General features: G+C 73.4%; 12 protein-coding genes and 2 pseudogenes. 7 read left to right on the forward strand and 7 right to left on the reverse strand.

Going from position 1 to position 13505, the window contains the following annotated elements; all coding sequences use genetic code 11:
• Window positions 1–104: 104 nt before the first annotated feature.
• Complete coding sequence (locus CCN29_RS14030) at window positions 105–788, reverse strand: DUF6542 domain-containing protein (protein WP_086682177.1); 684 nt, start codon at window positions 786–788, stop codon at window positions 105–107.
• A 181-nt stretch (window positions 789–969) separates the two neighbouring features.
• Here CCN29_RS14030 and ychF point away from each other — a divergent pair, with 181 nt between their 5' ends.
• Window positions 970–2058: a redox-regulated ATPase YchF gene (gene ychF, locus CCN29_RS14035; RefSeq protein ID WP_006132042.1), complete on the forward strand. Its 1089-nt coding sequence runs from the start codon at window positions 970–972 to the stop codon at window positions 2056–2058.
• A 35-nt stretch (window positions 2059–2093) separates the two neighbouring features.
• Here ychF and CCN29_RS14040 read toward each other — a convergent pair.
• Both CCN29_RS14040 and CCN29_RS14045 read right to left on the reverse strand, forming a co-directional pair.
• Window positions 2094–3643 (reverse strand): annotated as a pseudogene (locus tag CCN29_RS14040) (FAD-dependent monooxygenase).
• A gap of 48 nt (window positions 3644–3691) precedes the next feature.
• Window positions 3692–4897: an SGNH/GDSL hydrolase family protein gene (locus CCN29_RS14045; RefSeq protein ID WP_086682181.1), complete on the reverse strand. Its 1206-nt coding sequence runs from the start codon at window positions 4895–4897 to the stop codon at window positions 3692–3694.
• Window positions 4898–5023: 126 nt separating this feature from the next.
• Here CCN29_RS14045 and CCN29_RS14050 point away from each other — a divergent pair, with 126 nt between their 5' ends.
• Both CCN29_RS14050 and CCN29_RS14055 read left to right on the forward strand, forming a co-directional pair.
• Window positions 5024–5650 (forward strand): TetR/AcrR family transcriptional regulator, encoded by a 627-nt coding sequence (locus CCN29_RS14050; protein WP_006132039.1) that lies wholly within the window; start codon window positions 5024–5026, stop codon window positions 5648–5650.
• A complete protein-coding gene (locus CCN29_RS14055) occupies window positions 5647–6108 on the forward strand; it encodes a hypothetical protein (RefSeq protein WP_143661330.1) in 462 nt (153 codons plus the stop codon). The genes CCN29_RS14050 and CCN29_RS14055 overlap by 4 nt, the downstream gene beginning before the upstream one ends.
• A 30-nt stretch (window positions 6109–6138) precedes the next feature.
• Here CCN29_RS14055 and CCN29_RS14060 read toward each other — a convergent pair whose 3' ends face one another.
• The gene (locus CCN29_RS14060) at window positions 6139–6426 is read right to left on the reverse strand and encodes a DUF6000 family protein (protein WP_442538368.1); all 288 of its coding nucleotides are present in this window, start codon (window positions 6424–6426) and stop codon (window positions 6139–6141) included.
• On the opposite strand from CCN29_RS14060, the pseudogene CCN29_RS14065 reads away from it, so the two are divergent.
• A pseudogene (locus tag CCN29_RS14065) lies at window positions 6336–6740 on the forward strand (DUF234 domain-containing protein); the annotation flags it as partial. The gene CCN29_RS14060 and the pseudogene CCN29_RS14065 sit on opposite strands and share 91 nt — an antisense overlap.
• An 11-nt stretch (window positions 6741–6751) precedes the next feature.
• Here the strand turns inward: CCN29_RS14065 and CCN29_RS14070 are convergent.
• Complete coding sequence (locus tag CCN29_RS14070; protein WP_086682187.1) at window positions 6752–8047, reverse strand: M14 family zinc carboxypeptidase; 1296 nt, start codon at window positions 8045–8047, stop codon at window positions 6752–6754.
• Between the two features lie 39 nt (window positions 8048–8086).
• The gene (locus CCN29_RS14075) at window positions 8087–8311 is read right to left on the reverse strand and encodes a hypothetical protein (RefSeq protein ID WP_086682190.1); all 225 of its coding nucleotides are present in this window, start codon (window positions 8309–8311) and stop codon (window positions 8087–8089) included.
• Here CCN29_RS14075 and CCN29_RS14080 point away from each other — a divergent pair.
• A complete protein-coding gene (locus tag CCN29_RS14080; RefSeq protein WP_086682193.1) occupies window positions 8295–9548 on the forward strand; it encodes a HesA/MoeB/ThiF family protein in 1254 nt (417 codons plus the stop codon). The genes CCN29_RS14075 and CCN29_RS14080 overlap by 17 nt on opposite strands.
• A complete protein-coding gene (locus CCN29_RS14085; protein WP_006132034.1) occupies window positions 9545–10852 on the forward strand; it encodes a hypothetical protein in 1308 nt (435 codons plus the stop codon). Before CCN29_RS14080 ends, CCN29_RS14085 begins: the two co-directional genes overlap by 4 nt.
• A gap of 12 nt (window positions 10853–10864) precedes the next feature.
• Here the strand turns inward: CCN29_RS14085 and CCN29_RS14090 are convergent, their stop codons facing one another.
• A complete protein-coding gene (locus CCN29_RS14090) occupies window positions 10865–12265 on the reverse strand; it encodes a phosphatase PAP2 family protein (RefSeq protein WP_086682197.1) in 1401 nt (466 codons plus the stop codon).
• A gap of 363 nt (window positions 12266–12628) precedes the next feature.
• On the opposite strand from CCN29_RS14090, the gene CCN29_RS14095 reads away from it, so the two are divergent.
• Window positions 12629–13505, forward strand: an 877-nt coding sequence (locus tag CCN29_RS14095) for a DUF4190 domain-containing protein (RefSeq protein ID WP_086682200.1), incomplete at its 3' end; no start/stop codon positions are given.

The raw sequence follows: 13505 nt of genomic DNA on the forward strand, positions 1-13505 counted from the left end.
GGTGTAGGGGGTCCTAGGGGACGGGCGGCTCCTCTCCGGGGGCTCGCAGCCGAGGGGTCGTAGCCGAGGGCTCGCAGCCGGGGGCTAGCAGCCGGGGGGTGTCGTCAGACGACGGCCCGCCCGGCCCGTCCGGCCCGGTTCCCGGCGGGCCGCCGGTTGGCGGTCCGGACCCGCCGTACCCGCCGCACCCGGCGGACGATCACCAGCACACCCGCGAGCAGCGTCCCGCCGTACAGCCAGCCCGCCTGGGTGGCGAGGCCGGTCACCAGGCCCATCAGCCGGTCCGCCGTGCTCCCGCCGCCCTCGTCGGCGACCGGCACCAGCCCCACCGCGAAGGCGATCGGCACCACCACGGGCGCGATGAGCAGGTCCCCCTCGCGCACCCACAGCGCCGTCAGCACGCACACCGGCAGGAACAGCACCCCGTAGACGGTGAGCGAGGAGCCGAACAGCGCCTCCGTGAGCAGCCCGAGCACCAGCATCACGGCGCCGCAGAACAGTCCGCCGCCCAGACCGGTGAGCCGGGGCCCGGGCACCTGGCGCGCGGGCGGCGGGGGAGCGGGCCGGCGTCCGGCCGGCCGGGGGCTCCGCTGCGGCTGTTGCGGCCGCTGGGGCTGCTGGGACCGCTCGGCGCGCGGGGACCGGGCGACGCCGCCGCCGGCCGTCCGCCCTGCCTGCGGGGGCAGCGGCGGCCCGGGCGGCCGTGACGTACGGGGGACCGCCGACGGGCCAGGCGTCGGCTCGCGTCGCGGTCCGTATTGGGCGGGTCGCGTCCTGTGTTGCTCCACTGGACCAACTTAGGTCGTTTTATGTGTCCGGCCTCCCGTCAGACACGCCGGGATCCGGACGTCGGCCGGGCGTTCGACACAGCGGTCGGCCGCGCGCGGGCACGCCGTAGACTGGTGGATCGGTCCACGCCGGCCGCTCGGCCGGCCCTCGCCCCCCTCCTCACGTACGGGAAGTCGCAACGTGTCGCTCACGATCGGAATCGTCGGTCTGCCGAATGTCGGCAAGTCGACCCTGTTCAACGCCCTGACCAAGAACGACGTGCTGGCGGCCAACTACCCGTTCGCCACGATCGAGCCGAACGTGGGCGTCGTCGGCGTCCCCGACCCCCGGCTGACCAAGCTGGCGGATATCTTCGGCTCCCAGCGCATCCTCCCGGCCACGGTCGACTTCGTCGACATCGCCGGCATCGTGCGCGGCGCGTCCGAGGGTGAGGGCCTGGGCAACAAGTTCCTCGCGAACATCCGCGAGTCCGACGCGATCTGCCAGGTCATCCGCGCCTTCAAGGACGAGAACGTCGTCCACGTCGACGGCAAGGTCTCGCCGAAGGACGACATCGAGACGATCAACACCGAGCTGATCCTCGCCGACCTCCAGACCATCGAGAAGGTCCTCCCGCGCCTGCAGAAGGAGTCGCGGATCAAGAAGGACGTCGCGCCCAAGGTCAAGGCGGTCGAGGAGGCCAAGGAGATCCTGGAGAAGGGCGACACGCTGTTCTCGCAGGGCATCGTCCAGGGCACGGAGCGCGCGGAGCTCCTCCACGACCTGCACCTGCTCACCACCAAGCCCTTCCTCTACGTCTTCAACGTCGACGAGGACGAGCTGACCGACGACGACTTCAAGAACGAGCAGCGCGAGCTGGTCGCCCCCGCCGAGGCGATCTTCCTCAACGCCAAGCTGGAGGCGGACCTCGCCGAGCTGGACGAGGACGAGGCCCTCGAACTCCTCCAGTCCGTCGGCCAGGAGGAGCCCGGCCTCGCCACCCTCGCCCACGTCGGCTTCCGCACCCTCGGCCTCCAGACCTACCTGACGGCCGGCCCCAAGGAGTCCCGCGCCTGGACCATCAAGAAGGGCGCCACCGCCCCCGAGGCCGCCGGTGTCATCCACACCGACTTCCAGAAGGGCTTCATCAAGGCGGAGGTCATTTCCTTCGACGACCTGGTCGAGACCGGCTCGGTCGCGGAGGCCCGCGCGAAGGGCAAGGCGCGGATGGAGGGCAAGGAGTACGTGATGCAGGACGGGGACGTGGTGGAGTTCCGCTTCAACGTCTAGCCGGTCATTCGGCACGGTACGCAGGACCGTCCACGTCACATCTCTGGGGTGCTCGGCCGCCGTTGCGGGAACCAGCGGGCCAGGGCGCTTCGAAGGCCGTCGCCGGCCGATGCGGCGGGACCGTCCGCGGCAGGACCGTCGGCCCAGGCGACGATGCCGTCGGGGCGGACGAGGAGGGACTCGTACCCCAGGTCGTTCCTGGGACGGCCGCTGACGTACCGCACGCGGTCCTGCCACGGCCTGGCCTGCTCGCTCAGCCTCCGCCGGGGGCTGAAGTCGAGCAGCACGCCGTGTCCCTCGCGCAGCAGGCCGCCCAGACCGGTGCCGTCGGCGAGGTGGAAGTCGGGGGCGGTACGCCCCACCAGCGGCTGTTCGCCGCCCAGGTCGTAGCGGTGGAACAGCCCGCTGGTCCGGCGGTGGACGTGGGTGGTGCCGTCGGGGGTGCCCATGAGGTCGCGCACCAGTCGCCGCAGCGCGGGGGCGTGGGGGCCGGGCCGCATGGTCGCAACCTGCGCGCGTGACCAGTCGAGGACCGCGGCGCCGACCGGGTGGCGTTCGGCGGTGTAGGTGTCGAGCAGGTCGTCGGCAGCGTTGCCGCGCACGGTCGCCGCCAGCTTCCACCCGAGGTTCATCGCGTCCCCGATACCGAGGTTGAGCCCCTGGCCGCCTAGCGGGGAGTGGATGTGGGCGGCGTCGCCCGCGAGCAGGACACGGCCCTGGCGGTACGTGGCCGCCTGCATCGCGCGGTCGGTGAAGCTGGAGGCGAGGTGAACCTCCTCGAGGGTCACCTCGGTACCGGACACGCGGCGCAGCACGGCCTGCAGGTGCTCGCGGGTCAGTGGCCGGGAGCGGTCGAAGGCGCCGCCGTCGAAGTCCATCATGCCCAGGTGGCCTTCGAGCGGCGTGCGCAGGTACATGCCGGTCGGCGTCAGGCGGAAGCCCAGGGGCAGCGCGTGCGGGTCGGCGAAGGTGACCTGGGCGACGTAGCCGGTGCACAGCGGGGCCGTGCCGGTGAAGGCGAAGTCCGCGAGCCTGCGGACCGTGCTGCGTCCGCCGTCGCACCCCACGAGCCACCGAGCCGGGTAGTCCCGGCCGTCACCGTCACCGTCCGGTCGTCCTGGGCCACGGCCGTGACGCCGGCGCCGCGCACGACGGACACGCCGAGCGCTGCCGCGCGTGCGGTCAGGACCTCGCCGACCGCTGCGAGGCTCGTCATGAAGCCGTCCATCGCGGGGCCGGGCAGACGGTGGGCCGTCACGGCCGGGTCGATGTCGGCGGCATCCAGGGTGATGCCGGCGAAGTGGGCCACGCTCCGCGGGCCGGGCGCCCGGTCGGCCGCGGGGTCGGCGCCGACGGTGGCGGCGTCGATGCCGGACGCCTTCAGCAGCGGCTCCAGCAGGCCCCGGCGGTGGAAGGTCTCGGCCGAGCCCGCGTTCAGGCCGCGCAGCCCCAGCGGAAGTGCCTTGAGTGGCGGGTGCGGGTCGGAGTCGCGCTCCAGGACCACGACCGAGCAGTCGGCCAGGGCGAGTTCGCACGCGAGGAACAGGCCGACGGGGCCTCCGCCGGCGATCACGACGTCATACATGGAAGCTCCTTGGGGTTTGGGGCCCGACGGACGCCGGCCGCGGGGGTGTCAGTCGAAGAGCGCCAGGTCGACCGAGCGCGCCAGGGCGTCGTATCCGGCGTCGCTGCCGTGCAGGTGGTCGCCCATGTGGAAGCCGGCGCGGATGCGGGAGGAGTCGGCGGGGTCACGCCAGACGGCGTCGAAGTCCAGGACGCCGTCGAACACACCGCTGGTGCGGATCCACGCGTTGACCTGCTCACGCGCCGTGTCACCGTCGGCCGAGTACATCTCCGAACCGCCGTAGGGGGCGATGGTGGCGGCATGTATTTCCACGCCGTGCGCCCGGGCCCGGGCGGCGAGCTGAAGGTGAGCGGCGACGACGTCCTCGACGGTGACGGGCTCGCCGCCGAACATGGCGAGCAGTTCGGCGTTCACCTCGGTGTCGGGGGCGAAGGAGAACACCAGGTCACCGCCGACCGCGATCACCACGTGGCCCAGGCCCGGTGTGGCGAGGACGTCCCGGTCGAAGCGGGCCAGAGCCGAGGTGCCGACACCGTCGTTGAGCAGACGGTTGCCGCCGATGCCCTGACTGATCACGTACCGCGTGGTCCCGTCCCGCCCGGCCAGACGCTCGGCCAGAATGTCGGTCCAGCGCCGGTCGGTGCCCGGCGTGGAGCCGATCCCGTCGACGCGGGAGTCGCCGAGGACGGCGATCGCGCGCCCCGGCCGGTCGGGCAGCACCTCCACCGCCGAGACGAACGCCTGGGCGGGCAGCGGCACCGCGTCAGCGGGGAGTGAGGGCGCCGCGGTCGCGTCGCCCGGGGTGATCCAGCCGAGCGCGTGGAAAGTCCCATGACAGGTGGCGGCGTCGACACGGCCGGGCACATGGACACTGATCGCCAGCCGCGACAGCGCCGGCACCGGGAGGTCGACGGGGTCGCTGAGGACCGGCGCTCCGGCGGGGACCGTCACGGCCGGCCGTCCGCCGAAGGTGACCGCGTGGCTGCTGCCCTCCTGGACCTGATGACCGGCGTCGGCCAGTGCGACCCGCGTCGCACCGAGCGTCAGCGGCGCGGTCCCGTACTCGTTGCTGAGCCGGATCCGGACGCGGCTGCCGCCGCCGCTGACGCGCACGAACTGGCGCAGCGTGGCGTTCTCGAAGGGATCGAGGCGGCTGACGGAGCTGTCCGGCGCCTGCGGCGAGGCGCCCCAGGTGCGCACCCAGCCCGCTGCGTCCGCGCCCGGTGTCCGGGTGCCGATGGTGGTGTCGTCCATGGTCGTACCCCTGTCTTTCTGCTGTGGAAGGCGCGAGGGAGGAGCCGATGACTACACCCGCACTCTTACTATACCGGGTTTACTTTTATTCTCGGTATAGCGCTATCTCGGGGTTACAGTTCTGGCATGGTGAACGACGCGTCCATGGGGCGCCGTGAGCGGAAGAAGACGGCGACGCGGACCGCGATCCTGGAGGCGGCGACCGCGCTCTTCCTCGAACGGGGTTTCGACGCGGTGACCGTGCGCGAGATCGCGGACAAGGCCGATGTGACGCCCAAGACGGTCTTCGCGCACTTCCCGCGCAAGGAGGCGCTGGTCTTCAGCACCGAGGGCGAACAGCGGGACCGGCTCGTCGCGGCGGTCAGAGGCCGAGCACCGGGGACTACGGTCTCCGAAGCGCTGAAGGTGCACTACCTCGCTGAGATCGCCCTGCTCAGGACCGAGCCCATGAACCGGATCATGGCCTTGACGGAAGACAGCCCCTCCCTGGTCGAGTACGCCGAGAGAATGTGGCTGCGCCATGAGAACGCTCTGGTCGACGTGCTCACCGAGGAGTTCGGGCTCGACGAGCCGAGCATGGAGATCCGCTTCTACGCGCGGTTCGCCCTCCAGATCCCGCTCATGGCCCGCCAGGCCGATCCGGAGCCGGCCATGGAGACCGGCTTCCGTCTGCTCGACGAGGGCTGGGCGCGCTACGACCCCACGCGGCGCCGGCGCGCACGCGCCGGACGCTCGACGAGGCCGCCCGAATGAGTATGACGCTGCTCCACCTCATCCCCACGGACCCCCGCTTCTCGCCCGCGCCGGCGGCGAGCGAGGCCGCGCAGGCCCGGCTGCGGCAGCTGATCCCGGAGGCGTGGGGCGGTTACGACGTCTGGAACATCCCCGGCACGGCCTTCATCGACCCCGGGGAGTACTGGTGCGGAGTCCGGTGCCCCGTCTGCGGCGCCGACATCGAGGAGTGGTGGGACGACGCGATGCGTACCACGGCTCTTCCGGACGGCTACTTCGGCTCACTGGCCGTGACGGTGCCCTGCTGCTCCGCCCGGACGGACCTGAACGCCCTCGCCTATGCCGAGGCCGCGGGTTTCGCCAGGTACAGCCTCGTGACCACGGACCCGGAATGCGAGCTGCCGCTACCGCCCGCGGTCGTCGGCGAGCTGGAGAACCTTCTCGGCACGGAGCTCCGACAGGTCGTCGCCCGGTACTGACGCAGGCGTCGGCTTCACCGTGCGCGCTGTTCAACTCCGTGGACGTGTCCAGCCGTTGGCGAACTCGCACCGGAGGTCCGTCCGGCGGCGGAACTCCGCGGGGGTGTAGGAGAGGTCGCCGCGGAGGTGGGCCAGGGCGTTGACCCACTGGTCCCAAAGGCCGTCGGGCCGCGTGAAGCGGTCGGCGTGGTGGGTGCCGAGGCGGGCGTCGAGACGGAGGAGGGCGCCGAGGGCCGCCGACCCTGGCCCGCATTCGGGAGAACTGGACCAACTGGCGCGGACGGGCCGTCGAGCCCGTCGTCCGTGAGGCTCTGGCACGGTTGCTGCCCGACGGCCACCTGCCCGCGGCTCGTGCGGTGGGCGGCTACTGGACCCGCACCAACGACGTAGAGATCGATGTCGTGGGTGCGGACCGCGCTCCGGTCGCCAAGGAATTGCTGTTCGTCGGCTCCGTCAAGTGGCTGGAGCAGTCCCCCTTCGACCGGCACGACCTCGCAGCCCTCCTCCGCCATCGCGCCGCCCTCACCGACCGGCCGATTCCCGTCGTGGCGATCGCCCGGAGCGGAGTGGACTGCGGAGTGCTCGACGCCGTCTACGGACCGGGTGACCTCCTCGCGGCCTGGCCGCTGTAGTCGTGCCCCGCTCAACGCCCTCCCCGCACCGCACACCCCGCCGCCGCCAGCACCGTCCGCGTCTGAAGCTCCGCCTGGATGTGCACCGGGACCCAGTGCAGGGCCAACGCGCGTGTGAAGTCCTCGCACCAGCCCCTGAACAGGCCGTGCAGTTCGGCGTGGAGGGCGGGGGCGGACGGGTCGGGGGAGTCGGTCAGGAGGCGTAGCAGCAGGCCCGCCGCGCGGAGCGGCTGGCGGCGGGCCACCACGTCCAGGGCGCAGACCTGGGCCGTGGTGAGGCGCTCAGCGCCCTCGGCGGCCTGCCGGGCCAGTGGCTGCCAGGAGTCCGCTACCAGGTCGTACAGGCCCCCCGCCATCCACTCCAGCACGCGCCGGGGCGCGCTCTCCTCCGGCGGGGGCAGGAAGCCGCGCGCCTTGTCGAGGACCGCGGTCACCTGCTCGCCCCCGTCCCGCACCAGCCGGGACAGCCCGCGCAGGGCACGTACGGCGTCGGGGTGCGGGGACGGGTCGTCGGCCAGGGCGCTCGCCCACATGGGCGCCTCGACGATCGCCGTGACACCCCCGTACCGCTGGGGCGCGCACCACGTGGACCGGCCGATGTGCTCGGAGCCGGCCGCCAGCCGGCCCGTGCTCTCCGGCGGGGGCAGGACATGGACGCCGGGGGCGGGGTTCTCCCAGTACAGGGCGTCGAAGGTGCCGTGCTGGACCGGGACGGAGAGGTCGGCGGCCGCCGTGTGGAAGGGTGTTGCGAAACCCGGCAGGTCGTCCGTCAGCTGGGCGAAGGTGCCGCCGGCCTCGATGCCGTGCAGGGAGCACTGGAGGACCGGGCGCAGTTCGTCGATCAGGTCGAACAGCGTCTGGCTTTCCGGCAGTCGGGACGACTCGATCGGCGCCCACTCGGGCTGCTCCGCCGCGACCGGACGGAACGCGGTACGGAAGTAGTGCTCCAGGGAGGGCGCGGGACCGGCCGTCGCCGCCTCGATGCCCTCGCTCAGCGCCGACCCGTCCGGGTCCAGGCACAGTACGAAGTTCCAGGTGACGCGCGCCGGATCGGCCGCCGGGGTGTGCCCGCCGCCGCGCGCCACCCGTTCGGCCAGCGCGAGCGCGGTGACGGCGCCGACCGGTTCGTCGGGGTGCGGCCGGGCGACCACCAGGACGTGCGCCGGTCCGTGACCGACGGACAGCATCTCCAGCGGGCGCCCCGCGCGGGAGGTGCCGACACGGCGCAGACGGCCGGCCCCCGGGTACCGGGAGACCAGCCGTCGCGCCACTGCCGAGACCTCCGCGACCGTGAGGTAGCGGTCCATCCTGGCGGTCCGTCCTGTCCGAGCCGTCTGTTCCGTCCGTCAGGCGCCGCCGTTGCCACCGCTGTCGCCGGTGGTCTCCTTCTTGTCCAGCGGGCGGATCTCGATCTTGTTCGCCATGCCGTTCCCTCCCGTCGTCCGTTGCCGTGCGAAGGACCAGATGTGCGCTTGCCAGCGTTCGCCGACCGGGCGATCGTTGTCAACGTGCTGTGTACGTGCGGTAGTTGAGGCCGACGAGATTGGCGCGAAGATGACGGTGCGGAGCACGGACCGGGCCACGGTCCCCACGATGCGGCGACCCCGGATCAAGCCCGAGCACCGGGCGTACCGGACGGTCGACGGCAACGTGCGGATCGGCAGCGTCGTCCACGGCATCGGCACCGAGGTCCTCGACCCCGACGGCTGGGTGTGGACCCTCGTCGAGGCCATGGACGGCACCCGGGGCCCGGACGAGGTGGTCGCCGAGGTCACCCGCCGCCACCCCCGGCTCGCCCTGGACGGCGAGGACGTCACCGGGGCGATGGACGACCTGACCCGGGCCGGGTACGTGGAGGACGCCGGCGCCCCGCCGCCGGCCGGGCTGACCGCGCGGGAACGCGAGCGGTACGGCCGGGGGATGACCCTGATGCGCTGGATGGACCTGCGGCCCCGCACCAGCCCCTGGGAGCCGCAACTGCTGCTGCGCCGCGCCCGCGTGCTGCTCGTCGGCGTCGGCGGCACCGGCGGGGCCGCCGCCCGCGACCTCGTCGCGTCCGGTGTGGGACACCTGCACTGCGTCGAACCGGACGTCGTCGAACTGTCCAACCTCAACCGGCAGACCCTCTTCGGCGAGGACGACCTGGGCCGGCCCAAGCTCGACGCGGCGCTGGCCGCGCTGCGCGCCCTGAACACGGACTCCACGGTCACCGGGGAGCGCCGCGAGGTGCGCGGCCCGGCCGACCTGGAGGACCTGCTGTCCCAGGCGCCGCCCGACGCCGTACGGGACCCCCGCCACCCGCACCCTCACCGTCCGGACGACGCGTCCGCGTCCGTCCCGTACGACCTGCTCCTGCTCGCCGCCGACCGGCCGCCGGAGATCCGCAGGTGGGCCAACCGCGTCTGCCTGGCCACCGGCACCCCGTGGGCCGAGGCCGGCTACCGCGGACCGCTGGTCGGCGTCGGCATGTTCGCCCCCGGCCGCAGCGCCTGCTGGCAGTGCCTGCGCGACGCCGAGGCCGAGCGGCGCGACCTGCGCCTCGCGCCCGGCCAGGACGAGGACGCGGCGTCGCCGCGCATGCCCTGGAACCCGGTCAACGCCGTGACCGCGGGCCTGTCCGGCAGCCTGCTCGCCCACGCCGCGCTCATCCTGCTGTGCGGCATACCGCCCGTCGCCCCCGGTTGCCGCTTCGGCCTCAACCTCATGATGCCGGGCGACCCGGTCATGCAGCGCACCGAACGGCGCGACGACTGCCCGGCCTGCGGCCCGCGACCGGTGGCCGCGGAACCCGACGGGCAGGCCCCATGACGGACACCGCGGACGCCCCGGATACCGCCGACACCAGCGCCCGGTCGGGCGCGTGGCCGCCGCCACCCCGCGTCGAGCCGTCCGCCCGCGTCGTCCTGCACGAGCTCTCCATGCGCCGCGACCGCGACGAGTGGATCGTCGGACGCATGGCGACCCGCACCTTCGTCGCCCTGCCGTCCGCCGGTGCGCGGGCCGTGCGCCTGCTGGGCGAGGGGCTGAGCGTGGCGCGTGTGCGGGAACGGCTGCGCGCGGACACCGGCGAGGAGTTCGACATCGCGGACTTCGTCGCGGACCTGGCCGCCCTCGGGTTCGTCGCGCGGATCGACGACCGCCCCCTGCCCGACCCCGCGCCGCCCCGTGCCTCCCTGCCGTGGCTGCGGCCCGCCCGGGTCCGGTTCGCCCTGCACCCCGCGCTTCCCGCCGCCGTCGCCGTCCTGCTGGCGTCCGCCGTCGTCACCCTGCTGCTCCGCCCCGGCCTGCTGCCGGGCTACCGCGACCTGCTGTGGAGCCCGCACGGCAGCGTGGTCCTGCTCAGCGGGGCGGCGGCCGGATGGGCGCTGCTGCTCGCCCACGAACTGGCCCACCTGGTCACCGCCCGCGCCGCCGGGGTGCCGGGCCGGATGCGGCTCGGCACGCGCCTTCAGTTCCTGGTCATGCAGACCGACATCAGCGGCATCGAACTGGCACCCCGCCGCCACCGGCTGACGGCCTACCTGGCCGGCATCGCGCTCAACCTGTCCGTCGCCTCCGCGCTGGTGCTGGTGCTCGCCGCGACCGGCACCGCCTCGACGGTCCACCGGCTGTCGGCGGCCGCCCTGCTGCTCGCGCTGATGCCGCTGCCGTTCCAGCTCATGGTGTTCACGCGCACGGACGTGTACTTCGTGCTCCAGGACCTCACCGGCTGCCGGGACCTGTACGGCGACGGGCTCGCCTACGCCCGGTACCGGTACCGGCGGACCCTGCGCGCGCTGCGTCCCGGCGCCCGTACGCCGGCGGGGGAGGACGACCCGAGCGCCCGGCTGCCCCGGCACGAGCGCCGGGCGGTCCGGGTGTACGGCGCCGTCCTGGTCGTGGGCACGGCCGCGTGTCTCGCGTTCATGGCCGCCGTGACCCTGCCCCTCGACATCGCCCTGCTGGCCCGCGCCGTACGAGGGCTCGCGCCCGGCAACGACCCCGCGGGGTACGCCGATGCGGCGGCGGTGCTGCTCACCCTCGGCGGGGTGAACGTCCTCTGGCTGGTCACCAAGTGGCGCGACCACCGCTCACGCCGGCGCGCGGGAGCGGGGGCGCGCCCCCGGACGTGACCCGGTCTCCGCTCAGACCAGCTCCGGCTTCGCGTCCGTCGCCCCGGGCTTACCGGTCGCATCGGTCGCCTCGGTCGCCTCAGCCGGATCCGCCGCTTCCGGCGCTTCCACCGGTGCCGCCGCTTCCGCAGCCCCCTCCGTCTCGGGAACCGGCCGCTGCCCGGGCACCTCCGGAGCCGGCGCGCGGTCACGCGCCGCCCGTGCCGCCCGTACGTAGGCGTAGACGACCGTGCCCGTCACGAGCAGCAGCAGCGGGCCGAAGAGCCACGGCCGGGCGGCCATCTCCGTGGGGAGCCAGCGGTACGAGGCCAGGAGGGCGCCGAACACCGTCGCGCCGAGGGCGACCACGCGGACGCCCGCCCGGTCCCAGCCGTACGCGGAACACCGCATCGCCGTCTCGATGGTCAGGGCGAAGACCACGCCGGCGAGCAGGTCGGCGCCGTAGTGGTAGCCGAAGCCGAGGGTCGCCGTGAGGGTGCCGACCAGCCAGAAGGTGCCCGCCCAGCGCATCGCCCGGGAGCCGTCGCGGGAGTGGACGAACAGGGTGACCGCCCACGCGGTGTGCAGGCTGGGCATGCAGTTGCGCGGGGTGATGCCGTCGAACGGGATCGGCTGCGGGTCGGTGACCGGCGGCAGGGTGTCCGGCCAGATGTTCGCCGTCGCCCAGGCGCCGCCGTCCGCGCCGTACGCGAAGACCGGGCCGACCACCGGGAAGATCATGTAGATCGCGGGGCCGAACAGGCCGATCACCAGGAAGGTGCGCACCAGGTGATGTGCGGGGAAGCGGCGCTCCACCGCCACCCGGCGCAGCTGGTAGAGGCCGACGAGGGCGGCGGCGAGCGGGAGTTGGCCGTAGACCACGTGCAGGACGCCCGTGCTGACCGGCGCGGTCGCGTCCAGGAGGCGGCCGGCCAGCCAGGACGGGTCGGCCAGGGCGTGGTCCGCGGCGGCCACGTACGGGTCGAGGACGGTCGCGCGTGTCTTGGAGGTGATGAGCAGCCAGGTGTCGCCGGTCTTGTGGCCGGCCACCAGCAGCAGGCCGAGGCCCGTGCCCTTGAGCAGCAGCAGCCGTTCCCGGCCGGTGCGGCGCGTGAGGCCGAGGACCGCGCAGCCCAGCACCACCCACAGCGCGCCGTTGCCGAAGTTCATGTCGGCGTCGAGCGCCCACCGCACCAGGACGAAGACGACGTCCACGCCCGCGGCGATCCCCAGCGCGATCAGCCGCTGCCGCCAGGTGAGCACCACCATCGTCAGTGCCAGGCCGCCGTAGAGGAGCGGACCCGACTCGGGGGTGAAGATCACCTCGCGCGACTGTTCGGTGATCGGCCCCGAGAAGCCGTAGCCGCGGGCCACGATCTCCAGCGCGACGAGGAAGCCCAGGGTCGCCACGCCCGCCGCGGTCCACAGGACCACGCGGGGCCGGCGCCACGTGGCGGGCTGCGTCCCGCGGTCGTCCCGCGGCGGTATTCGAGTGGGTTCGGTTATCAACTGGTTCGCCTGGTGAGTCGGTTGCGGGCGGGTGGCTTACGGGCGGGTGACGTGTGAGCGCGTGGCTCTGCGGGCAAGTGCCGCATCGCGCGGGAGGGCGGGGTCTTCCGGTGGACAGCCGGTGAATGGGGACATGCGTGGTGAGTTCGAACATGTTAACGGGGGTGGTCGGGGAGTCCATGGGTCGGCTGTGCCTTGTCTGTGCCGGAGGACGCACGGAGGACGCGTGAGGGTGCTTCCCGTCTCCGGCGCCTCCCCGGGCGCGCCCCCCGTCACCGTCCGCTTACGATGCGCCTCGTGTCGATACCTCCGCCCGCCGGGCCGCAGTACGAAGGCGGCGGCCGGCCGCCGTACGCCCCTCCGCCGCAGGGCGCGCCCGGTCCCGCCCCGTACTTCCCCTACGGCCCGTACGGGCACCGGCCGCCCGCCGCCGTCAACGGGGTCGCCATCGCCGCCCTGGTCTTCGGAGTGCTGTGCTTCCTGCCCGCGCTGGGGCTGGTGCTGGGGCTGATCGCGCTGCGGCAGATCGCACGGCGGGGCGAGAGCGGGAAAGGTATGGCGATCGCCGGAGTCGCGCTGTCGTCGCTCGGGCTGGCGCTGTGGACGGTGTCGCTCGCGACCGGGTTCGCGGCGGACGTCTGGCAGGGCGTCAAGGACGGGGCCCGCTCCGACAGCGTCCTGGCCCTGCGCACCGGTGACTGCTTCACCTCGCCCGACGGGCTGGAGGGCTGGACCACCGAGGCGCGCAAGGTGCCCTGCGGGGACGAGCACGACGGCGAGGTCTTCGCCCTCGTCGCCGTCCCCGGGAGCGACTTTCCCGGCGACGACGGTCTCGTCGAGCTGGGCGAGGACCGCTGCTACGAGCGGCGCGGCGCCTACGTCATGGACGGCTGGTCCCTGCCGGAGGAGATCGGCGTGTACTACTTCGCCCCCTCCGAGCAGAGCTGGAGCTTCGGCGACCGCTCCGTCGTCTGCGTGTTCGGGCGTGAGGACGGGACCCGGTCCACCGGGTCGCTGCGCAGCGACGCGACCACCCTCGACACGCACCAACTGGCGTACCTGGAGGCGGCCGGGGTGCTCAACGCCGCGCTGGACGAGGTGCCCGCCACCGACTACCCCGACGACGACGTGAGCGACGACCGGGAGTGGGCCGGGCAGGTCGAGG

This window comes from Streptomyces pseudogriseolus, from assembly GCA_002154585.1.
GTDB lineage: Bacteria > Actinomycetota > Actinomycetes > Streptomycetales > Streptomycetaceae > Streptomyces > Streptomyces pseudogriseolus.